At 28.7% G+C, this 21747-nt stretch carries 22 protein-coding genes; 12 read left to right on the forward strand and 10 right to left on the reverse strand.

Annotation, left to right across the window (positions count from 1 at the left end; translation table 11 throughout):
* Positions 1 to 147: 147 nt before the first annotated feature.
* Positions 148 to 468, reverse strand: coding sequence for a NifB/NifX family molybdenum-iron cluster-binding protein (locus MRZ80_RS04740; protein WP_292536680.1), 321 nt, complete (start codon positions 466 to 468; stop codon positions 148 to 150).
* A gap of 130 nt (positions 469 to 598) precedes the next feature.
* Positions 599 to 1273 carry a DUF116 domain-containing protein gene (locus MRZ80_RS04745; protein ID WP_292536682.1) on the reverse strand — a complete coding sequence of 225 codons (675 nt, stop codon included), beginning with the start codon at positions 1271 to 1273 and terminating at the stop codon, positions 599 to 601.
* 329 nt (positions 1274 to 1602) lie between these two features.
* Here MRZ80_RS04745 and MRZ80_RS04750 point away from each other — a divergent pair, with 329 nt between their 5' ends.
* From MRZ80_RS04750 to MRZ80_RS04765, 4 genes are all read left to right on the forward strand, one after another.
* Positions 1603 to 2115 carry a DUF367 family protein gene (locus tag MRZ80_RS04750; protein WP_292536685.1) on the forward strand — a complete coding sequence of 171 codons (513 nt, stop codon included), beginning with the start codon at positions 1603 to 1605 and terminating at the stop codon, positions 2113 to 2115.
* A gap of 1 nt (position 2116) precedes the next feature.
* On the forward strand, positions 2117 to 2263 hold the full coding sequence (locus MRZ80_RS04755) for a 50S ribosomal protein L40e (protein WP_292536686.1): 147 nt from the start codon (positions 2117 to 2119) through the stop codon (positions 2261 to 2263).
* Positions 2264 to 2484: 221 nt separating this feature from the next.
* Positions 2485 to 3219 (forward strand): geranylgeranylglyceryl/heptaprenylglyceryl phosphate synthase, encoded by a 735-nt coding sequence (locus tag MRZ80_RS04760; protein ID WP_292536689.1) that lies wholly within the window; start codon positions 2485 to 2487, stop codon positions 3217 to 3219.
* Between the two features lie 246 nt (positions 3220 to 3465).
* Positions 3466 to 4158, forward strand: a complete 693-nt coding sequence (locus tag MRZ80_RS04765; RefSeq protein ID WP_292536690.1) for a DUF169 domain-containing protein — start codon at positions 3466 to 3468, stop codon at positions 4156 to 4158.
* Positions 4159 to 4246: 88 nt separating this feature from the next.
* Here MRZ80_RS04765 and MRZ80_RS04770 read toward each other — a convergent pair whose 3' ends face one another.
* The 3 genes from MRZ80_RS04770 to MRZ80_RS04780 all read right to left on the reverse strand — a co-directional run bounded on the left by MRZ80_RS04770 (position 4247) and on the right by MRZ80_RS04780 (position 7813).
* Positions 4247 to 4921, reverse strand: a complete 675-nt coding sequence (locus tag MRZ80_RS04770; RefSeq protein ID WP_292536693.1) for an NTP transferase domain-containing protein — start codon at positions 4919 to 4921, stop codon at positions 4247 to 4249.
* Between the two features lie 183 nt (positions 4922 to 5104).
* Entirely contained in the window at positions 5105 to 6259 is a 1155-nt protein-coding gene (locus MRZ80_RS04775; RefSeq protein WP_292536695.1) for a hypothetical protein, read from the reverse strand.
* A 321-nt stretch (positions 6260 to 6580) separates the two neighbouring features.
* Entirely contained in the window at positions 6581 to 7813 is a 1233-nt protein-coding gene (locus tag MRZ80_RS04780) for a Mur ligase family protein (RefSeq protein ID WP_292536698.1), read from the reverse strand.
* Between the two features lie 245 nt (positions 7814 to 8058).
* Between MRZ80_RS04780 and hypD the strand changes: the two genes are divergently transcribed.
* From hypD to MRZ80_RS04800, 4 genes are all read left to right on the forward strand, one after another.
* On the forward strand, positions 8059 to 9105 hold the full coding sequence (gene hypD, locus MRZ80_RS04785; RefSeq protein WP_292536700.1) for a hydrogenase formation protein HypD: 1047 nt from the start codon (positions 8059 to 8061) through the stop codon (positions 9103 to 9105).
* A gap of 77 nt (positions 9106 to 9182) precedes the next feature.
* Positions 9183 to 10493: a TldD/PmbA family protein gene (locus tag MRZ80_RS04790; RefSeq protein ID WP_292536702.1), complete on the forward strand. Its 1311-nt coding sequence runs from the start codon at positions 9183 to 9185 to the stop codon at positions 10491 to 10493.
* A gap of 323 nt (positions 10494 to 10816) precedes the next feature.
* Positions 10817 to 12010, forward strand: coding sequence for a zinc ribbon domain-containing protein (locus MRZ80_RS04795; protein ID WP_292536703.1), 1194 nt, complete (start codon positions 10817 to 10819; stop codon positions 12008 to 12010).
* A 105-nt stretch (positions 12011 to 12115) separates the two neighbouring features.
* Entirely contained in the window at positions 12116 to 13768 is a 1653-nt protein-coding gene (locus tag MRZ80_RS04800) for an AarF/UbiB family protein (RefSeq protein ID WP_292536706.1), read from the forward strand.
* Positions 13769 to 13951: 183 nt separating this feature from the next.
* On the opposite strand, the gene MRZ80_RS04805 is transcribed toward MRZ80_RS04800, so the two are convergent.
* Together MRZ80_RS04805 and MRZ80_RS04810 are read right to left on the reverse strand one after the other, a co-directional pair.
* The gene (locus MRZ80_RS04805; protein ID WP_292536708.1) at positions 13952 to 14605 is read right to left on the reverse strand and encodes a DNA polymerase domain-containing protein; all 654 of its coding nucleotides are present in this window, start codon (positions 14603 to 14605) and stop codon (positions 13952 to 13954) included.
* Positions 14602 to 14982 (reverse strand): 30S ribosomal protein S8e, encoded by a 381-nt coding sequence (locus MRZ80_RS04810; RefSeq protein WP_292536709.1) that lies wholly within the window; start codon positions 14980 to 14982, stop codon positions 14602 to 14604. The genes MRZ80_RS04805 and MRZ80_RS04810 overlap by 4 nt, the downstream gene beginning before the upstream one ends.
* 475 nt (positions 14983 to 15457) lie before the next feature.
* Here MRZ80_RS04810 and hypE point away from each other — a divergent pair, with 475 nt between their 5' ends.
* The 4 genes from hypE (at position 15458) to MRZ80_RS04830 (ending at position 19400) form a co-directional block, all read left to right on the forward strand.
* Positions 15458 to 16486 carry a hydrogenase expression/formation protein HypE gene (hypE, locus tag MRZ80_RS04815; RefSeq protein ID WP_292536710.1) on the forward strand — a complete coding sequence of 343 codons (1029 nt, stop codon included), beginning with the start codon at positions 15458 to 15460 and terminating at the stop codon, positions 16484 to 16486.
* A gap of 9 nt (positions 16487 to 16495) precedes the next feature.
* Complete coding sequence (locus MRZ80_RS04820; RefSeq protein WP_292536712.1) at positions 16496 to 16996, forward strand: RDD family protein; 501 nt, start codon at positions 16496 to 16498, stop codon at positions 16994 to 16996.
* Between the two features lie 62 nt (positions 16997 to 17058).
* Positions 17059 to 18333 (forward strand): serine--tRNA ligase, encoded by a 1275-nt coding sequence (gene serS / locus MRZ80_RS04825; RefSeq protein ID WP_292536714.1) that lies wholly within the window; start codon positions 17059 to 17061, stop codon positions 18331 to 18333.
* A gap of 227 nt (positions 18334 to 18560) precedes the next feature.
* Positions 18561 to 19400 carry a CBS domain-containing protein gene (locus MRZ80_RS04830; protein ID WP_292536716.1) on the forward strand — a complete coding sequence of 280 codons (840 nt, stop codon included), beginning with the start codon at positions 18561 to 18563 and terminating at the stop codon, positions 19398 to 19400.
* Between the two features lie 38 nt (positions 19401 to 19438).
* On the opposite strand, the gene larE is transcribed toward MRZ80_RS04830, so the two are convergent.
* From larE to MRZ80_RS04845, 3 genes are read right to left on the reverse strand one after another with little or no spacing between them, the layout of a single operon-like run.
* On the reverse strand, positions 19439 to 20452 hold the full coding sequence (larE, locus tag MRZ80_RS04835) for an ATP-dependent sacrificial sulfur transferase LarE (RefSeq protein ID WP_292536718.1): 1014 nt from the start codon (positions 20450 to 20452) through the stop codon (positions 19439 to 19441).
* 30 nt (positions 20453 to 20482) lie between these two features.
* Positions 20483 to 21133: a TfuA-related McrA-glycine thioamidation protein gene (locus MRZ80_RS04840; RefSeq protein ID WP_292536720.1), complete on the reverse strand. Its 651-nt coding sequence runs from the start codon at positions 21131 to 21133 to the stop codon at positions 20483 to 20485.
* A 6-nt stretch (positions 21134 to 21139) separates the two neighbouring features.
* Positions 21140 to 21634 carry an HD domain-containing protein gene (locus MRZ80_RS04845; protein ID WP_292536722.1) on the reverse strand — a complete coding sequence of 165 codons (495 nt, stop codon included), beginning with the start codon at positions 21632 to 21634 and terminating at the stop codon, positions 21140 to 21142.
* Positions 21635 to 21747: the final 113 nt, after the last annotated feature.

Genomic DNA, 21747 nt, shown 5'->3' on the forward strand with positions numbered 1-21747 from the left:
AACATAATATAATTTTGCTAAAAAATATTAATTTTACTTAATTTTAAATCATAATAATTTAAATAAACCTTTGGTAAGTTTAAAAACAAAATAAGCATGATAAAAAAATAAAAAGGGTGGTCAGTAAATTAAATCTAAGTTTCTAAGTTATTTCTGATTTTTAAGAAAGTTATCTAAAACTTCATCAATAGATCCTTCATCTTCAATAACTTCAACACCTTTATGTTTCATCTGTCCTTTAGGTACAACACCTATTTTTTCACAGATAACAACATCGCATCCATCAATAGCATCTGCTGACTTTTCCCACTCTTCAGGACTTGTATGATCTTTTGGAGAAAATATAAGATTATCATACTCTATATTTCCACTTTTCTTATCATAATTATATACAATAAAACTTTCAGATGTTCCAAAATGTCCAACTTTAACTCCATTATCTTTTACAGCTACTGCTATTTTCATCATAATATAAGTTCCTCTAAAATATATTTTCTATTATAAATATTTGTTTAATAATTTATTTAAATTTTTTAAATAAAATTAATTAATAAAAAAAGAGATTAAAAAAAAAGATTTAAGAAAGTTTAGATAATAATTAGAAATTATCTATTTCATCTTTAGTATAATGTGTTACAGGTTTTGGTATGTTAAGTAAATCTATAACATCATCTTCATTTACCATTGTATTGATACATCCATCCTTTAAAAGTACAGCACCCTGTGTTGTAAGTGGTGCAAGTGATGTCATCATATTATTTAAATCAATAGGACATGCAACTCCAATTGCTGCTTTAAATGGTCTTTGTTTCATTACCTGTTTTATAAATGTTGATCCTGGAACAACATACATTCCAATTTCTTTTTTATCACACATTTTCTTAAAAGTTCCTATTGAACATTTACCACACTTTACACATTCAAGTCCTGAATTTCCAAGTACTGCAGGACACTTTTGTGCTCTAAGACAGTGTGGAAGTATTAAAATCACATCTTTTGCATCAAGTTCTTTAAAGTCATTATGATGTAATCTATTTCTTAGGTCAATACTGATTTTATCTATTAATAATTCATCCATATTTAGTAATTTTAACATTCTCTTTGTTGTTGGATATGTTAAATTAATAGCAAAAAGTAGCACTCTTGGAAATACTAATTTCTTATTTTCAAGCTGATAAACACCTAATATTAGTGATATTGCAATTAGAATTAGTATAATAACTACTCCTACCACTACTATTTCACCAACTAATGTGAATATATTCATGTCCATTTTATTTATTTCCTATATTTTAAAAAATATAATATTTTATAATATAAAAATCTTAATTTTAAAGTATTAAAGTTTTTTATTAATTTAGAAAGATATATAGATTATAAAGATAAATTCTAAGATATTAAATAATATATTTTTTTAGTTAGAATTTCTTTGAAAATTTATTGTAAAAATAGAAATCTTTTTATTAACTAAAAAATATAACTAATATATACTATTCTAATAATAATCTGTTATTTATAAAATATTACTAGATTTAATAATATTAACAACGTTGTTATAAGAATTATTTTATTTATCAAAAAATTATTAAAAGTATTATAAAGATGAAAATTGTAATTTATCACTCAAAAGAGTGCGATCCAAAAAGATGTACATCAATAAAGCTTGCAAATCAAAATAAGGCAACTATTACACACCAGATGAATAGAATACCTTATAATGCAATTGTTTTAGATGCTGAAGCTAAAAAGGCAGTTTCTTGTGAAGATCGAGAAAAAATTACAAAATACGGATTATCAGCATTAGATTGTTCTTGGAAGAAATTAAAAAAATCTTCATTTAATTTTAAATCTAAGAAGAATCACAGGTTACTTCCATTTCTAGTTGCAGCAAACCCTGTAAACTATGGAAAACCATGTATTCTCTCAAGTGCTGAAGCATTAAGTGCTACTTTGTATATTGTAGGTTATAAACAAGAGGCTCGTGATCTAATGAATTGTTTCAAATGGGGACCTCATTTCATTACACTTAATGAAAATTTATTAGAAGCCTATAGTGAGGCAAAAAATAGTTCTGAAATTGTTAAAATTCAAAATGAATTTTTAGGAGGAAAATAACATGGCAAAATTTGAAGAAGCAGAAAACAGAATTTTCAATGTAAAAATTTGTTTAAAATGTAACGTAAGAAACCCTGCATCCGCAAAATCCTGCAGAAAATGTGGTTACAAAGGTTTAAGATTCAAAGCAAAAGAACCAAGAGGATAGACTCACTGATGGATCTTTGTTTAAAGATTTAAACTTTTTTACTTTTTTTATTTTTTTTTAATTAAATTAGCTTTTTTTTAATATATAACTTATTTTATTATGAAATTAATTTATTTTTATTTTAACTAAAATTTCTAGTTAATAGTCTTTTTTTATAAATAAAATTAAATTATATAAAAAATACATAAATTATTATTAATCAACTTGAAGGAATTTAAATAATGAATGTTGAAGAATATTTAAATAACACACTTAAAGATCATAAGTTACACATAACTCTTATTGATCCTGATGAACAAACACCTGCTGAGGCTGTTGAAATAGCAACAGCAGCACAAAAAGCCGGAACTGATGCTTTTCTTGTTGGAGGTTCAATAACAGATCAGGAAGAGTTAGATGAAACAGTAAAAGCTCTAAAAGATAATATTTCATTACCTGTTATACTATTTCCAGGAAATGTTGTTGGTGTAAGTAAATATGCTGATGCATTACTTTTTATGAGTTTACTTAATTCAACAAATCCATACTGGCTTACAACAGCTCAAGCTCTTGCAGCACCATCTGTTAAAAAGATTGGAATTGAAACAATACCTATGGGTTATTTAATTGTTGAACCTGGAGGAACTGTTGGATGGGTTGGTGATGCTAAAGCTATTCCTAGAAATAAATCAGATTTAGCTGTAGCATATTCTCTTGCAGCAGAATATCTTGGTATGCGTGTAATTTATCTTGAAGCTGGTTCTGGTGCTGATGCTCCTATACCTGTTGATTTTGTTATGAAGGTTAAAAAATTAACAAATCTCATGGTTATTGTAGGTGGAGGTATTAGAACAGCAGAAGATGCTGCTAAAATCAAACAAGCAGGTGCAGATATAATAATTACAGGTACTGTTGTTGAAGAAAGTAGCGATGTATATGGAAAAATCAAAGAATTAACAGATGCTATACATCAATAAATTACAATATGACCTTAAACCCCATCTTCTTTTTTTTTGATTTACTTTTTTTTAGAAATATTAAATCTTTTATTCAACCTATCAATACATTAAAAAATATTATAGATATGTTTTTAAATACATAAAAGATATTCAATTATAACAACAACCTATGTAGTAAATATAAAAAAAAATAAGGAAATATAATAGGCAAATTCACATATTTTACATGGGTAGTTGAAACCAAATTAACTAGGAGAATAAATTATGCAAAGTCCATGTCAAATTAATGAATATGAAACAATAGCAAATAAAATAAAAACATTACTAAAACTTGAAAAAGAACCAGTAGCTGTAAAATTATTCCTAACTGAAGATGAAGCAAAAGAAACACTAAAAAAAGCTGATGATAAAATAAGACACTGTGAACGTATCTTCAAAGCAGCAGCAGAAGGTGTATCATGCTATGCAACAGTAGATGAACAACAATGTCAAGGAGGAGCAGCAGTACTAGGACTTCGTGACCTTCCAGAAGCTGTAAAAACAGGAAAAAAATACATGTCACTCGGAAGATTTGCATCACTAGGATCTGCAAAACATGAAGTAGATCAAATACCAATGGTTGACAATATAATGGAAGCTGTAGGATATGCACCTCTAAAAGATGCAAAATTTAAAGCTGATGTAATAGTACTTTATGCAAAACCAGAACAAGCAATGCGTGTAGTTCAAGCAAATGGATTCATACTAGGTAAAAGATTTACCTCATCATTTGCAGGAATACAATCAATGTGTGCAGATGTTGTAGCACAACCATTTGTAAATAAAGAACCTAACATGTCACTTGGATGTGATGGATCAAGAAAATCAACATCAATTGCACCAGATGAACTTGTAATAGGACTTACAGCAGAAAATATTGGATGTATGCTTAACTCACTTGACAGCATACTCGGATAGAAAAAAAGGAAAATTTAATTATACCACCCAAAAAAAAGAGATTATAAAAAAAGATTTTGGAATTTATATTTCCATGATCTTTCCCTTTTTAATTACCACTACTTTTTTCAATAATATCTTTAATTTTAAGATATTCACTATAATGATTTATATTAAGAAGCTCAACATCATCAACTGCTTCAATACCATAGAATTTAACACCATCTTTAATCATATTACGCAGTATAGGATTTAAATTACAATTAGCACCCTTAAGATAGTTATAAATCAAACTACCATAACAGCAAAATGGCATGCCAAGACCTTCTGCTGAATTAAGAACACCTGTTTTTCGTCTTGCAAGAACACTTACTAAATTATACTTGTCACTATCTGAATTATAAATATTAATCATATTATTAATTGTTTCAGGTGAAATTGTAGGCTGATCTGCTGCCATAAATAAGTAGTCACAATCACTACAACCACTAAGTGCATTTAGTATAGTTTCAGAAAGTGCTACATCAACATTACTATTTTCTCGAATTCTAACACAATCAAGCATACTATATTCATCTAAAATACCATAAATTTCATCTCTAAAATGACCAAGCATAACTGTAATATTTTCAATATCTGCTTTCATAACATTTTCTATTGTATGTATAATTATAGGCTTATCATCAATTTTAAGTTTTAATTTATGAATAGGCTCCATTTTAAGATTAGTGAAATCCTCTATCATTCTTGAATTTCTACCTGCTGCTGTTATTATAGCATCCATATAATCACATCCCCCTAAAGCATATCACTTTTTTTTAATTAATTATATGATTTATTATATCATCTATAAAAATAGGAAATGTAATTTTAAAATCAGGGAAAAAAATAGTTTTTTTTAGAAAAATAAATTATAAAAAAAAATAGCTAGTTTATTTTGAAAAAAGAAAAGATTAGAAGAATTTTTCTAATCTTCTGATGAACTTGAAACTGTGGATGATGTTGTTACATTGTTATATGTAGCATTATCTTTAAGTTCATAGATTGTTGTGAAAATCTGTGTATCTCCACTTTCTCCTTCAGTCCACATAACTATCTTAATTGGATAGTCACCATTGTTTGTTACAAGAACATCTGCTGTTGGTCTGTATTCATATAAAATACATTCTTCTGCTCCACTCATACCTACAGGTAATGGATTTCCAAGAGCAAGTATTGCATCTCTTAGTGATCTTCCAGGTGGACATACACCGTGTGTTGCACTACCTGATGCTGCTTCTGATTCACTAATTGATGTGAAAGATACATTTTCTTTTCCATGAGCTGCTGAGTGTGGTGGAATTATTGTGTTGTTCCATCCATCTGCAAACATCTTAGCATTTGCTGCTCTTACTTCTGTTGGATATCCTGCAAGATAACGTACTGTACTTACAGCAGAACTTACATTTGTCTCTGATGCATTGTGTGTATATACCATTACAGGTGCACCTGAGGTGTAGTTTCTCATGTAATCGTAAGCTCCTTGACCAAATTTATGGATTATATTTTTCTTACCATATACTCCATTTCTTTTATCACTGAAGTCTCCAAGGTAGTAGTCTACTGTGATGTTATCTCCATCTTTTGATGAATTAAACCATTCTTTTAATGATGCTGCTGAAACAAAGTCTGTAGGAACTGTATCATTATTAATATCAGTTGCTTTTACTGTTTTTACGGTTTTATTATTTTCTACAAGTTTTATTTCATCACCTGCTTTAACAGCTTTTGTATATGGAAGTTTATGTCCCCATACCATTGAAGTTGCAGGTTTTACTGAAACTTTATTGTTTTCATCAAATTCAACTACTGCAGGACCATCTAGTTTACTTGAGATGTGTCCATCTGCTGTTATGTACGAATTGTTTTTAATAACATCATTAGGTGCTGCTGCTGTTACTATACTGAAAAATACTGTTGATATATCACGATTTTTAATAGGTCTTAGTATGTTCATTGGATTTGATGCTATTGGAACTTTCTGTACTGTAGCTTGATCTATTAATGCATCTCCTGATACAACAGTTGAACCATTTTCATATCCAATAGGGTTCTCTTTTGCTATAGTTTCAGCTGTAACCATATTACATAAGAGTCCAGAAACTGCTACTGTTACTAGAAGAACAATAATTAACAGATATGGATTATCTAATTTTTTCTTTATTTTAATTAACCCCCTATCTAATTTTAAGAAAAAATTTTATTTTCAATTATTTTATTATTATCTATTTTTATTTGTTTTAATAAATAAAGATTATTTAATAATTATATTTTAATCTATTTAAATTAATAAAAAAAGTTAATATTCACATATATTAGGTGTTTATACTTGGTTAAATCGTTCTAATTTATAAAAAAAAGATTAAAATGAAGGTTATAGTTGAAATTATATGTTTTAATTTCTTTATAATTCATCTTCTAGCATTGATGTAATTTTTGTAATTTTTTCTTGTCCATTTCCACCAATGAATATTTTTGAGTTTTGTTTTGAATTTATATATCGTATTATATCATCTATATTTTTAAGTACCATCATATCTTTGTTATATCCAATATTATTTAGATATTCAATATAGTCATACGTTGTATCTTCTAGTCCTGGGAAGATTATAAGTGTGTCAGGTTTGTATGATTTGATATAGTCAAGTATATTGTATCTGCATGTTTCATACTTTCTTGGTGTTCCTATAATTAGAATGTCAAATCTTTCCTCATCAAGTACTGCTTTTAGTGCATCTACATTGTCTGTTTTTCCTGTTATTACCTCGTTTGTATTGTATATGATCTTCTTTGTACGTCCTTTTACTGCTTCAAATTCTGCTAGTGATTTTTTAATTTCATCTGTATTTATTCCCAGATATTGGCATGTCATGTATGCTGCATCTGCATTTTTTAGGTTGAATTTTCCAAATAAATTAAGATCTCCATCATAGATATTAAATAGTAATGGATTGCTGCTTTCATCCTTTATTTTAACAAGATTTTCATCATTACAATTAAGAATTGCTGGTTTGTCTTTTATAAATTCTGCAACCTCTTGAGTATATTGTTCAATTGAACCATGAACATCCATATGATCATAGCCAATATTTGTAACAACAACAATATCTATGTCAAAAACATAACTACAAAAAGCAAGAGTCATATCACATACTTCAATAACCATGTAGTCATAATCATTTTCATTAGCATCAAGTAGAAGTTCATTATAACCAGAAAATCCACCACCACCATTACCACCAATTGCTACCTTATATCCATTATTTTTTAGAATCTCATAGATCATATGAGTAGTGGTAGTTTTACCATTAGTTCCAGTAACAGCAATTGTCTTAACAGATTTATGTTTTGTAAATATATCAGATATGAAAATGTCACGTTCTATAATATCTTTACAAATCTTTTTATTAAATAAACTAGGACTTACACTAACAGCATCAGATTTAAATATCTTATCAAGATTATGACTTCCAACTTCAAGATCAAGATTAATGTTTTCATCAAAACCACTACTTTGAAGTAATGATAAGTCAATATCCTTATTAATATCTGATGAATAAACATCATAATCCCGCTTAAGTAGAGAAATTGTTGCTTTTTGTCCTTCAACACCTAATCCAACTACACTTATCTTCATAAATAGCCCTCATGTTATATTTTTTCTATAATTAAAAAAAACCTAAAATGAAATATTAAAGGTTCTAATTTATTTTAATTATTTACTAATATAATATAAATATTTTAATTTTAATATTATTATTCATAATAAAAAAAATAATTAATTATTAAATAGAAAAAAAAACTATTTCAAAAAAGGTATGAAAATTTTATAAATAATACTATTTTTTTATATAATTCCCAACTATAGGAGTAATGAGTTAAATGAAAAATATGACAAAAACAATTCTTAAAAAGATTGATGAGGTAAAACAACCAATCAAAATCATGCACGTATGTGGATCACACGAACATACCATAATGTATAACGGTATAAGATCCATGCTACCACCTGAAGTTGAAGTTGTAGCAGGTCCTGGATGTCCTGTATGTGTTGTACCATCACAGGAAATTGATGAATGTGTAGCACTAGCAGAACAAGGAGTAACAGTAGCAATATTTGGAGATATGCTAAGAGTACCAGGTACAGTAAAATCATTAGCAGATGCAAAATCAGAAGGTGCAGATGTAAGAATAGTATATGGAATTTCCAATGCTGTTGAAATGGCAAAAGAATCAGACAATGATGTTGTATTTATGTCAGCAGGATTTGAAACAACAGCACCACTAACTGCAAATGAACTTCTAAGTGAACCACCAGAAAACTTCTCAGTTCTATCAAGTCACAGACTTGTACCACCAGCACTTGACTTCTTAGTACATGATGATGTACAACTAGATGGACTTATAGAACCAGGACATGTATGTACAATTATTGGTACAAAACCACTAGAATTCCTATCTGATGACTATGGAATTCCACAAGTTGTATCAGGATTCAATCCACTTGACATACTCCTTTCAATATACTTCATATTAAAACAGAAAAAAGAAGACAATCCAAGAATACAAAACGAATACAAACGTGCAGTAGCAGAAGAAGGAAACATCAAAGCACAAGAAGCAATGGCTGAAGTATTCAGACCAGTAACAAAAGAATGGAGAGGTTTCCCAGAAATACCAGACTCTGTATATGATCTTAAATCAGAATTTGACGATCATAATGCACGCGTAAAATATGACATGGATCTACCAGATACAGAAAATGTACCAAAAGGATGTATCTGTGGACCAATTCTCAGAGGAACAGCAAGACCAGAGGATTGTAAATTATTCAGAGGAGAATGTAACCCACTTCACCCAATAGGTGCATGTATGGTAAGTAAAGAAGGTACATGTAATATTGCATACAGATACTCAAAAATGGACTAAATATTTTATAGTCACATAAGAAACTTGAAAATTAAAGAAAATAAAAGAAAAAATAAATTTATTAGGATGAAAAAGTTATGGATCATTTACTAGATAATATTTTAAATAAACTAACAAAACAAGTAGATCATGCAGAAGTATATGCTGAGAAGATAATTTCAACAGATGTTGACATACTAAATGATAAAATTAACCATGCAAAAGATGAAGACATCTATGGAATTGGTATCAGAATATTTAAAGATCAAAAACAGGGATTTGCATATACAACAAACATTGATAGAATAGATGAAACAATTAATCAAGCAATAAATAATTCAAAACTAAATCATAAAGATGAAAATTTAGTAATGATAGATAATTCAAAAAAATACTCACAAATCAAAGGATTATACAACAAAGATGTCATAGATATGGATGTTGAAGATGCAATTGAGTATTCACAAACCCTAATAGATCTAACAAAAGATGCAAAATGTAACCCTACATCTGGTGGATTTTCAACAACAGTAAGTGAAATACAGATAATGAACTCAAATGGTATAGATGTAAAAGAACAACAAACAGGATGTGGAGCATCAATATCTGTTAATGTAGATGATAATGACGTTGTATCAAGTGCATACTACTATGATTTAAGTCATAGTGTAAATATTGACTTGGAAAATATTGTTCAAAAAGCAACAAAACTAGCACTAGATTCAAGAAATGCAAAACCAACACAAACACGTGATAGTAATGTAATTCTTAATCATACAGCTGCAGTATCACTTCTTGGAACATTCCTCAGTGCAATTGGAAGTGAAAATGTACAAAGAGGAAGATCATTATTTAAAGATAAACTAGAAATGCAAGTTGCAAATGAAAACTTCACATTAACAGATGATGGAACACTAGATTATGCACTTAATTCATCAATAGCTGATGGTGAAGGTATGCCATCTGAGAAGACCACACTAATTGAAGATGGAATACTTAAAAGTTTCATATACGATGCATACCATGCTAAAAAAGATGAAGCAGATGTACAAACAACAGCAAATGCAGTGCGTGATAGTTATTCATCAACACCATCTGTTGGATTTACAAACCTAAAACTTGACTTTAAAGATGTAGTTAAAGTTAGTGATATTCAAGATGGAATAATTGTAGATAATGTTATGGGAGCACATACAGCAAATCCTATAACTGGTGATTTCTCAGTTGAAGTATTAAATGCATTTGAAATAAGAAATGGTGAAATTGCAAATCCAATTAAAAAAGGTATGATTTCAGGAAATATCTTTGAAATTATGAAAGATGCAAAAGCAGTAGATAGTGAAATTCGCCAGGTTGGAAGTTGTATAACTCCACAGATTTTAGCTGATAATCTACGTATTATTGGATAAATAAATTTTTTTCTTTTTATTTTTCCAGATAACCACCATTTAACCCCTTAAACTCCATTTTTTTAGATTTTACTTATTATTTTAAAAATATGATTTAATATAAACTCTTAAATTTTTATATATTATAAAAAAGATATATTTTCTTAATCTAAAAAAAGGTATATAATATAATTTTTATAATTCTACTAATAGAGTAAAAAAACTAATAATAAAAGAAATCCTTTTTTAATACTAATTAGGCATAATACAATTTAATGATTATTTCATAGTATTTTTTTAACTTAAATAAAAAAAAAACAAATTAAGAGATGAGGTAGTATATAATGTTTTGTAGAAACTGTGGTACAGAACTTAGCGACGATGACAATTTCTGTTTTAATTGTGGAAATAAAGTAGGAGAAGAAGCAGAAACCACACCTAAAGAAGAACCAAAAGCTGTAGATGAATTTGACGAACTTCTCGAATTAGACACTGAAGACTTTGAAGATGAAGGACTTGTATGGGAAGAAGTACCAATAGATGAAGATTTAAGCTTTATTGAACCAGAAGCTGAAAAAGAAGAAGTAGAAGAAAAACCTAAAGCAAAACCTAAAAAAGATGTGTCAAATCTTAAATCAGTGAAATCAACAATTGCAAATCCAATAAAACCAAAAGCAAAACCTAAAAAAGCAGCACCAAAAGCAGCACCTAAAGTTGAAAAACCAGTTGTTGAAGAAGAACCTGTTGATGAAATAGTAGAAGATATACCAGTAGAACAAGAAGAAGTACCAGTAGAACAAGAAGATATTCATGTAGATGATACAGAAGTTATGAGCATTGATGAAGATGCAGTAGTACTTGATGATGATGAATTACTTCTTGATGATGATATAATAATTGATGATGACATCGTAATTGATGAAGCAGATCCTGTTATTGATGAAATTATATCAGAAGAACCAAAAGCTGAACCTGAAGTTGAACAACCAGTAGTTGAAGAAAAACCTGTTGTTGAAGAAAAACCAGAACCAGTAGCTGCTAAAACAGAAGACGTAATTATTCCAGAAATTGAAGATGAAGAACCTGAAATAAAAGAAGCAAAATCTGTTGTAGAAGAAGCAAAAGAAGCAGTAAGAGAAGCAAAAGCTGTAGTTGATCCAAAATCTGAAACAACAGTAGAAGAAAAACCAGCAGATGATGATATTGATGATGATCTTGAAAAACTTCTCAAATTAGATGATGAAGAAGATGAACAAAAAGAAGATGAAAAACCACCAGTTCTTAAATCACTACAAGATTCTGTGAAAAAACAAAAACAACAAGAAGAAGAAAAACAAGAAAAAGATTCAAAAATCAAAGATAAATTCAACAAAATCCTCGAAGATGATGATATTGATGATCTAGCTGATCTTGAAGGAGAACTTGATGAAAACATAAACACATTAAGTAGTAAACTTGTAACAATTCTTATCATCGTATTAATTCTTGTAATTGCAGCTGTTGTTGCATTATCATTAATTAACTACATAGGAATGTAAAGAAAAATATTTTTTTACAATAAAAACTTCCACACCACTTCTTATTTTTTTTCTTTTTTTAAAAAATAATTAAAAATAATAAACTATCTAAAAAAAGGGAATTTTATGAAACTTCTAAAAAGTAAAGATGATATTTCACGTTTAACTGAAATTGTTAATGTACTAATAAAATATGGATTTGACAATTCAATTACAAACGATCTTAAATCTAAAATAAAGATATTTAACAAAGTACTTCCTGAAACACAAAACTATGATGTTAATACAAGAATTAGACTAGTACTTGAGGAGCTTGGAACAACATTTATAAAACTTGGTCAAACACTAAGTACATTTCCAAACATTGTAGGTGTAGAGTTAGCTGAGGAGTTATCAAAGCTACAACAATCAGCACCTGTAAGTGATTATGAGGATGTGAAAGATGTAATTGAATCTGAATTTTCAAAGCCTATAGATGAAGTATTTTCAGATTTTTCAGAAAAACCTATTGCATCAGCAAGTATAGGTCAAATACACAAAGCATTCTATAAAGATAATCTTGTTGCTGTAAAAGTTCAACATCCTAATATTCAACAAACAATTGAAAGTGATATTAGGATAATGAAAACAATATCAAAATATACAAATAAGCTATCATCACTTGCAATATTTAATTTTCCAGAGTTAATTGATGTATTTGAACGTGACATGAAAAATGAGCTTGACTATACATTTGAGGCAATAAATACGATTCATATGGATGATCTTCTCAGAGATGATGAAGTTCATATTCCAAAGATATATAGTGATGTTTCAACATCAAAGATTCTTACAATGGAATTTATTGATGGGGTAAGTCTTAGTGAAGTATTTGAAGCTAGTGATGATGAATATGATAAAAAGAAGATTGCTCATGTTGGTGCTGATTCATACATAAAACAGATTCTTATTCATGGATTTTATCATGCAGATCCTCATCCTGGAAATATCTTTGTAATTAATCGTGATATTGTTACATTTATAGACTTTGGTATGATAGGACATCTAAGTAATTCTCTTCGTAAGGATCTTATTAAGTTATTTACATTTATTATTCAAAACGATGCATATCTTCTTACAAAACAACTATATCGTATGAATATTGTTAAAAATAAGAAGTACTTTGAAAGTATTGAAAATGAGATAATTTATCTTCTTGATAAAAACTATAATGCTCAATTTAATGATATTACAGGTATTTTTCAGGAAGTTATAAAATCAAAAACACTCCAACAATATGGTGTTGTTATTCCTCGTGAACTTATGATGGTAATACGTACAATATCTATGGTGTATGATTTTGGATGTAAGCTTGATGATGAATTTGATACAACAGAAGTTCTAAGACCTTATGCACTTAAATTATTTTTAGATAACTTTAGTGGTAGTAATATGTATCATAAAAGTCGAAAGTTTTCCATGAATCTTGAATATCTTATGCATGAACTTCCCGATGCATTAATTAAGTTTTTAAATATTGTAGATGATGATGGTAAGGTACGTCTTTCTCTTGAATCTAATGAACTTGACAGTATTAACAATATAGTTTCACGTATAATTAATGAAATTGTTCTTTCTATTATTATTGCAGCACTTCTTATTGGTTCATCTGTAATGGTTCACTCTGGTGTTGGAATGAAATTATTTGGATATCCAATTCTTGGATTTGTTGGATTTTCATTTAGTGGAATTCTTGGAATAATACTTGTTATTATGATTCTAAGACGTGGAAATTACTAATAAAAAAAAAATTTATTATAACTATATCTCCACCAATTATTTTTTTTTCTTTTTTTTATAGTTAAAAATTTAGGAAAAAAATATAATCTCTCTTTTTTTTAGAAAAAATAAGTTTTTTGATATTTAAAATAAAAATAAAAAAGTTTAAAATTTAGTTTTATATATTTGGGTGATGATTTTTATCTAAAAGAAACTGTCAAGACTTGTTTGTTTTTCATTGTTCATGACTTGTTCTTCACTATATCCAATTGCTTCAAGAATTCTTAATGTTGCTGGCAATACCTGATTTTGTATGTAGTATTCAGCATCATATGAGAATTTATCTCCAATAAGTTCAACTGGTTCTGCTTTTTGACTTATTGATCCTTTAGCTTTTGTTATAACATAGCTTATAATAGTACCACTTTTTACATTAATTCCATGGTCTATTAGTTTTCTTGCAGCAATTACATGTGGTGCTATTTGTTTGTAGTTTTCAGGTTTCTTTGTTAGTTTTGTATGAATAACTAGATCATCAAGTGGAACTTCACCCTTATTAAGACGTGTAATAACATTATTTACTATCTTTTTAGCCTTTTTAGGTGATGCATCCTTTAGTATTGCTTCAAGTACATCGTGTTGTGTCTGTTTTGCAACGTTTGCCCAGTCTCGTCTAACAAGTTCAAGACCTTTAACTGTTATTTCACCATCAGATATGACTGCATATCTTTTTTTTGTTACGAAGAATCCTCTATCATAGTAACCTTCAAGTTCAAGTTCCATGTCTGAGGGAAGATTTTGATTTATGGAGCTTAGTAGCTCCTCAATCTTTTCTTCAATTATTGGTGGAATGCTCATTCGATTAATACACCGTTTACAATTCCGTTTTGTCCTGGTCTGGATGTGATTCTTGCATTACCAATTTCTGTTTCAACAATTGCACCTTTTGTAATGATGTTTCTTCTTACAAAGTGGCTGTTTGCTGAGTTTTCAAGAACTGTGATAATTTCAACATTTTTTGTTGAGTTGTCTTTAGGATCTACAACGTTGATTCTGTTAGCAACTGTTGCTCTTGTTTTTGAGCAGTTTCCTCTTGCTACAATTTCTTTTTTAACTTCTTCACCAATTCTTGTTTCTGCTGGTGTTCTTCCGAATTCAGCGTTTCTTTTGTTTTTGTTTCTTATTGATCTTGCTCCAGATGGTTTTCTTAGGGAGCTTCCTTGCCATATTGCCATTTTTTCACCTTAGTTTTTTTAATTAAATTAAATTTTATACTAAAGAATTAAAATCTTTAGATAAATCCGTAAATAATTACCCATTATAGGTAATTTGTGATATAATATAAAGTATTTGTAATTAGTTTAATCTACCAAAATTTGTAGTAAACTAAGTTTATTGTATAATATAAATTTTATTTTTCATAAAATAAATAAAAGAGTAAATATTATATTATACTAATTTTTACAATAATATTATAATATATAATTAATATTATATTTATATTTTATCGAATAAATTTCACAACCCAAAAAAATTAATATATTCATCTTACTTTTTTCATAAAAACCTATTTTTTATAGTGTAAAATTTTATTAAATAATTAATTGATAAATATATATTATAAATAAATAAAAAAACTAAAAAAATTTTTATTACTAAAGGATTTTAATTTTTTTTGTAAAAAACAAAAGTATATAGGAGCAATATATAATGGCATATAATGATGATAAAATTAACATGGTTCATGGTGCTGGTGGAGAAGTAATGCAACAGATGATTTCAGAAATTGTTCTATCAAATGTTACTAAAAAAAGTGTAAATGGTGGAATAGGACTTGAATCATTAGATGACAGTGCAACAATACCAATTGATGATGAAAATGTAGTTGTAACAACTATTGACAGTCATACAATACAACCATTATTTTTCCCAGGTGGAGATATAGGAAGAATATCTGCAGCAGGAACCTTAAATGATATATCAGTTATGGGAGTAAAACCAGTTTCATTAAGCAATTCAATGGTTATAAGTGAAGGATTTTCAAGAGAAGATCTTGATAAAATCATGAAATCAATGGATGAAGCATGCCAAGAAGTAGGAGCTGCAATTGTTACAGGAGATACAAAAGTTATTGACAGTGACAAACTTGACTCAATGATTATAACAACAGCAGGAATAGGTATAGGTAAAAAAGAAAACGTAGTACGTGACTGTACCTTAAATGTTGGAGATAAAGTAATTGTAACAGGAACAGTTGGAGATCATGGAATGGCTATTATGTCCAAACGTGAAGGATTTGGATATGATACAGAACTACAATCAGATGTAGCACCTGTATGGTCAATGGTTGAAGCAGCACAAAAAGTTGGAAAAATTACAGCAATGAAAGATCCAACACGTGGTGGAATAGCAAATGCATTAAATGAAATGGCAAATAAATCAGGTGTAGGTATGAGATTATATGAAGAAAATATACCAGTAAGACCTGAAGTTGAAGCTGTATCAGACATGCTTGGAATTGACCCATTTGAAGTTGCAAATGAAGGAAAAATTGTAATGGGTGTAGAAGCTGAAAATGCAGAAGATATGCTTGAAGCAATAAGAAAAACTAAGTATGGTAAAAATGCACAAATTATCGGTGAAGTTACAGATACAAACCGTGTAATTATGGAAACTCTTATTGGTGGAGAAAGATTAATAGAACCTCCAATAGCAGATCCTGTACCTAGAGTATGTTAAGTGGTAGTTATGGAACATTTTATTTTAAGAACAGAAGCATTGATAGTTGATGGTATTATAGTAACTCTTCTTACAGCGTTACTTAATAACATTCTATTTATGTTATTTGTCTTGTTACACATACCAGTTCTTAACTTATATAATATGGTTGTACTTGTTGTTGTAACAATGGCATACTTTACAATCTTTGAAGCAAAAACAAACAAAACAATAGGAAAGAAAATGCTTCACTTATATGTATCAGATGCTGAAGGATACATGAGCTACAAAAAAGCATTCATCAGAAATATTACAAAAATCTGTTGGGTACCACTTATTGTTGATATTATAATTGGTAAAATATTAAACTACCCATCAAGATTATTTGATAAAATTGCACAAACTGATGTTTATGCAGATAATGAACTTGAAAGTGTAGATGAAGACGATGACTTCGAAGCATTAGATGATGATTTTGAAGAACTAGATGCTGACTTTGAAAGTGAAGATAAAGAAAAATCAGCTTCCTAGATTAAAAGAAATAGAAACACAAAAAAACAACTAGAAAAGATAAAAGAAAGGAGATATGAGTTTTGTTAGATATAAAATTATTCAGAGAAAATCCAGAAAAGATCATTGAATCTGAAAAGAAAAGATTCAGAGAAACCACAAATGTTGAAAAAACAATAGAATATGATAATTTATGGAGAGAAGGTCTTCAAAGATTAAACAATCTAAGATCAGAAAAAAATAAACTATCAAAATCATTCAAACAAGCAAAAAAAGATGGAAATATTGAAGAAGTAATATCAAAATCTAAAGAAGTAGCAGAAGAAATTAAAAATCTTGAACCAAAAATTGCAGAATATGAAAAAATCCGTGATGAATACAGATACAAAGTAGGAAATATTATAGATGACCAAGTACCAGTATCTGATACAGAAGATGACAATGAAGTTATAAAAACATATGGTGAAATTCCACAATTTGACTTTGAAGCATTAAATCACGTTGATCTTATTGAAAAAGTTGATGGAGCAAATCTAGAAACAGCATCTGAAGTTTCAGGATCAAGATTTTACTACTTAAAAGAAGATATACTCTCACTTAACCTTGCACTTATTCAATTTGCATTAAATGAACTAACAAAAAAAGGATATACTCCAATGCAAACTCCATTTTTCATTAAAAGTGAAGTTGCAGCAGAAACATCAGAACTTGGTGAATTTGAAGAAACACTCTATAAAATAGAAGATGAAGATTTATATCTTATTGCAACAGCAGAACAAACACTTGCAGCATTACACAGAAATGAAATTATAGATTCAGAAGATTTACCACTAAGATACTGTGCACTTTCCACATGTTTCAGAAAAGAAGCAGGATCACATGGAAAAGATACACTTGGTATTTTCAGAGTACATCAATTTGAAAAAGTTGAACAATTCATCTATACAACACCAGATAACTCTGATGCAGAACATAAAAAACTTCTAGAAGTAACAGAAGACATCTACCAGAAACTTAATCTTCCATACCGTGTTGTTGCAATTGTATCATCAGCATTAAATGATAATGCAGCAATAAAATACGACCTTGAAGCATGGTTCCCTGGATCTGAAACATACCGTGAACTTGTATCATGTACAAATTGTAAAGATTACCAGGCAAGAAAAATCAATACAAGATATGGAAAAGCAGGATCAGGTGATGCTCAAATTCTTCACACACTCAACAGTACAGCTATTGCTACAGAACGTACAATCTGTTGTATTCTTGAAAATTATCAACAAGAAGATGGAAGCGTTAAAGTTCCTGAAGTTCTCACACCTTACATGAACAAAACAGTTATTGAAGCTAAAAAATAAGTTTTATATTTGAAAACTTAAATATTTCCTTTTTTTACTTTTTTTTATATTAAACAAAAACCTATATTTTTCTAAATTAAATACATAGTATTTTTTGAAAATTACCCTTATTTATAACAATTAAACTAAATGTATTTATTAATAATGATAATTAAATATTATATTAAATCAAAAGATATTACTTAAAAATCATTGATTAACAATTAAAATTAAAGAAGGTAATTGACATGAAAATTAAAGAAATAATGATGGAGGATGTTCAATCAGGATCAGTGCCAGGTACAATTCATGGAATATATGAAATACTAAAAGACACAAAATTATCTGGATTACCAATTGTTAAAAAACAAACAAATGAAGTTGTTGGGATAATAACAAGAACAGATCTTATTAAAAATCCTGATGAAGATCAAATTGCTATGGTGATGACAAGAAATCCTGTTACTGCATCACCTGATGAGGATGTAACATCTGTTGTTCAGAAAATGATCAACAATAATATTAGAAGAGTTCCAATTACAGTAGATAATGAACTTGTAGGTATTGTAACATCAACAGATATTATTAATAAAGCATTATGGAAAGTTGACAATATTGAACCTGTTGAAAAATACATGATTCATAAAGTTCCAACCATATGGGATAAAACACCTATATCTGTTGCATATTCAATAAGCAGATATTTTAACTTCAAATGTGTTGTTACACTTAATGATGAAGGTAAAGTTTCAGGTATTCTTACAGAAACAGACTTTATACGTGAAAGTAGAGTTGCACAAGAACAAGTAGTAAGTAGTAGTGCTATTGGTACAGAAGGAGATAAATGGACTTGGAACAGTGAAAGTGTAATGTATATTATTAAAAATACACTTAAGTTTTCAGATAAACTTGTAGTTGATGTTATTAAAGATCAAAAACTACAAACTGTTACACGTAAAACTTCAGCAAAAGAATGTGCAAGTATACTTAGACAGTATCATATAGAACAAATTCCTGTAATTAACATGTCACGTGAACCTATTGGACTTGTTAGATCTGGAGATTTAATGCGTTCAATGATTCAGTAAAAAAAGGGGAGTTTAAATATTTAAATAGAATATATTAATTAGATATATTCTACACTTTTTCTTTTTAATAACTTAATTATCTTATTTATTTTACTACTAAAATCATATTTTTGTGGTATGATTATTTTTCCATTCTGATATATTAGGATGTCATTATATTTTATGTAATTTTCACATTTTATACTATTTTCACTACTTTTTTTCATATTTTTATATGTTTCATCCATATTTATTTCATATGGTAGTTGATATGTATTGTTTTGACCATCATTTTGTGGTACTACTTTTGTCTTTTTATATCCTGTTATATCAAGTTGTATCTTTTCATATCCAAGAGCTTGTAGTTTATGTGTTAGTTTTTCTATTAGGTTTTTATCTAATATTTCAAGTGGTTCATCAACTACTATCGTTGCAGTATTACCATCTATACGAAGTCGTATATTTTCCTGATTTATGAGTGTGTGCATATATTTTTCTGCCACGTCAACTTTTGTGAGTTTTTCATGTGAAACTTCCTGATCTGTTTTTATACGTGTTGAAAGACATGTTGTATTTGTTGAATATGTTAAACCAAGGTGATTTATTATTTCAAATACATCATCTTTTGTTATGTCACATTCAATTAGTGGACTTACCATCTGGTGGATGTCATTTACAACAACACCTGGTCTGTCTTCAAATAGATCTGTTATATTTGTTCCTTCAAGAAGATAGTCATAATCATTATATTGTGGTATTTGTTTTATTTTTGAATACATTAATTTTCTACATTCAAAGCATCGACTCTTGTCATTTGCTATAAATTTTGGATCTTCAAGAAAGTTTACATCAACTACTTCATGTTTTAGATTATACTCTTTTGCTTTTTGTCTTGTATAGTCTATAAATTCTGATGGCATCATATGATTGTCAATTGTTACAAGTAGACTTTCAGGACTTACCTTTGAGAGTATATATGCAATTAGACTACTGTCTGATCCTCCACTAAATGCTAGTATGCATCGTTTATCTTTTAGAAAATCCTCTAGTTTTGCTATTTTTTCATCTATCATCACTTTACATCTACTCCTACTAATTTTTTTTTATTGTTGCATTTTTAGTTGTTTGATATAGTTTATTGTCTTTTTTGCATCCTCATATTTTATATCAAAGTTTTTATCTTTTATGTATCCTAGTAGTTGTTGTTGAATTTCTCCATCAATTTTTGATTTTGCAATAACATATTCAAATGACCTTTTCGGGTAGTATGTTTGTTTTGCTGCATCTAGTATTTGTTGTTTTTGTTGTGTTGTTATTATTTCATCATCACATGCAAATTCTAGGTTGTATCGTATGTTAATGTATGATTCAGATAACTGTTCATAGCTTTCAGGATCTAATGCTACTGCTACATCATCATCTGAGTCTATCACTTCATTTTTATAATCATTAAATATTGAACCTACACCTTCCATTCCATAAGGATATAGTTCACATGCACGTAGTGCTCCCATACTTGCACCACCTACTACTTTTATTCCATTCTTTAGTGCTTTTAGTATTTCTTTATGTGCTACTGCAGGGCTTTGATGAAATACTCCATCTATTATTCCTATTATGTCAATATCATCGTATTTTTCTAGTATTTCTTCTATGTCTCCTCGTTTTATGGGTGGCATGTATATTGCATCGGGTAGGATTTCTTTTGCCTGTTTGTGTGATATTGAAAGTCCTGTATATATTATTGTTGTCATATTAAATCATCTTATTAATTCATTGTGTAGTTTTATAAGGCGATCTATTGCATCTTTTGACATGCCTTTATTTGTCCATTTTTCTATTACAAAGTCTAGATCTACTTCTTTTATTCCATGTACTAGGTTGTCTGCATGTGCTACTACTTTTTCTTCAAATGTTTCAGGTATATAGTTACGATCAGGCAAGTTGTTTTCTTTTGCATCTTGTTTTGATACTCCTGCTCCTATGTGTCTTTCTGTTATTTTACAGATTTTCTCATCAACTCCAAGGTTACGTAGCAAGTCTGCTCCTAGATATGCATGTCTTATGTCTGATGTTAGTGTTCGTCCTACATCATGTAGCATACATCCTGCTTTTATTAGATCTTCATCTATGTTATCATAGTGTTGTGTTATGTATTTTGATCGTTCATATACTGCTTTTGAATGATCAATTATGTAGTTTGTGCATTGTAGTTTTTCATATACATCTTCAATTAAGTTATCTATATCTGACATTGTATTATTTCTCCCAAATTATTTTCTTAACAATTGTTAAATTATTTTTAGTTATTTACTATTATTATACTATAAAATTAAAATTTAATGAAATATTTCATCTAAATAAAAAA

The organism is Methanosphaera sp. (assembly GCF_022768985.1).
Classification (GTDB): Archaea; Methanobacteriota; Methanobacteria; order Methanobacteriales; family Methanobacteriaceae; genus Methanosphaera.

Excerpts from the sequence above, each read along its gene's own strand:
- MRZ80_RS04755 (WP_292536686.1), top strand. The coding sequence starts at position 2,117 with ATGGCAAAATTTGAAGAAGCAGAAAACAGAATTTTCAATGTAAAAATT.
- MRZ80_RS04810 (WP_292536709.1), bottom strand. The coding sequence starts at position 14,982 with ATGGCAATATGGCAAGGAAGCTCCCTAAGAAAACCATCTGGAGCAAGA.
- MRZ80_RS04770 (WP_292536693.1), bottom strand. The coding sequence starts at position 4,921 with ATGGATGCTATAATAACAGCAGCAGGTAGAAATTCAAGAATGATAGAG.
- MRZ80_RS04830 (WP_292536716.1), top strand. The coding sequence starts at position 18,561 with ATGAAAATTAAAGAAATAATGATGGAGGATGTTCAATCAGGATCAGTG.
- MRZ80_RS04760 (WP_292536689.1), top strand. The coding sequence starts at position 2,485 with ATGAATGTTGAAGAATATTTAAATAACACACTTAAAGATCATAAGTTA.
- MRZ80_RS04845 (WP_292536722.1), bottom strand. The coding sequence starts at position 21,634 with ATGTCAGATATAGATAACTTAATTGAAGATGTATATGAAAAACTACAA.
- MRZ80_RS04780 (WP_292536698.1), bottom strand. The coding sequence starts at position 7,813 with ATGAAGATAAGTGTAGTTGGATTAGGTGTTGAAGGACAAAAAGCAACA.
- larE (WP_292536718.1), bottom strand. The coding sequence starts at position 20,452 with ATGATAGATGAAAAAATAGCAAAACTAGAGGATTTTCTAAAAGATAAA.
- MRZ80_RS04745 (WP_292536682.1), bottom strand. The coding sequence starts at position 1,273 with ATGGACATGAATATATTCACATTAGTTGGTGAAATAGTAGTGGTAGGA.
- MRZ80_RS04750 (WP_292536685.1), top strand. The coding sequence starts at position 1,603 with ATGAAAATTGTAATTTATCACTCAAAAGAGTGCGATCCAAAAAGATGT.
- MRZ80_RS04775 (WP_292536695.1), bottom strand. The coding sequence starts at position 6,259 with ATGGTTACAGCTGAAACTATAGCAAAAGAGAACCCTATTGGATATGAA.
- MRZ80_RS04765 (WP_292536690.1), top strand. The coding sequence starts at position 3,466 with ATGCAAAGTCCATGTCAAATTAATGAATATGAAACAATAGCAAATAAA.
- MRZ80_RS04740 (WP_292536680.1), bottom strand. The coding sequence starts at position 468 with ATGATGAAAATAGCAGTAGCTGTAAAAGATAATGGAGTTAAAGTTGGA.
- MRZ80_RS04820 (WP_292536712.1), top strand. The coding sequence starts at position 16,496 with ATGGAACATTTTATTTTAAGAACAGAAGCATTGATAGTTGATGGTATT.
- MRZ80_RS04790 (WP_292536702.1), top strand. The coding sequence starts at position 9,183 with ATGGATCATTTACTAGATAATATTTTAAATAAACTAACAAAACAAGTA.
- MRZ80_RS04795 (WP_292536703.1), top strand. The coding sequence starts at position 10,817 with ATGTTTTGTAGAAACTGTGGTACAGAACTTAGCGACGATGACAATTTC.
- MRZ80_RS04805 (WP_292536708.1), bottom strand. The coding sequence starts at position 14,605 with ATGAGCATTCCACCAATAATTGAAGAAAAGATTGAGGAGCTACTAAGC.
- hypE (WP_292536710.1), top strand. The coding sequence starts at position 15,458 with ATGGCATATAATGATGATAAAATTAACATGGTTCATGGTGCTGGTGGA.
- hypD (WP_292536700.1), top strand. The coding sequence starts at position 8,059 with ATGAAAAATATGACAAAAACAATTCTTAAAAAGATTGATGAGGTAAAA.
- MRZ80_RS04800 (WP_292536706.1), top strand. The coding sequence starts at position 12,116 with ATGAAACTTCTAAAAAGTAAAGATGATATTTCACGTTTAACTGAAATT.
- MRZ80_RS04840 (WP_292536720.1), bottom strand. The coding sequence starts at position 21,133 with ATGACAACAATAATATATACAGGACTTTCAATATCACACAAACAGGCA.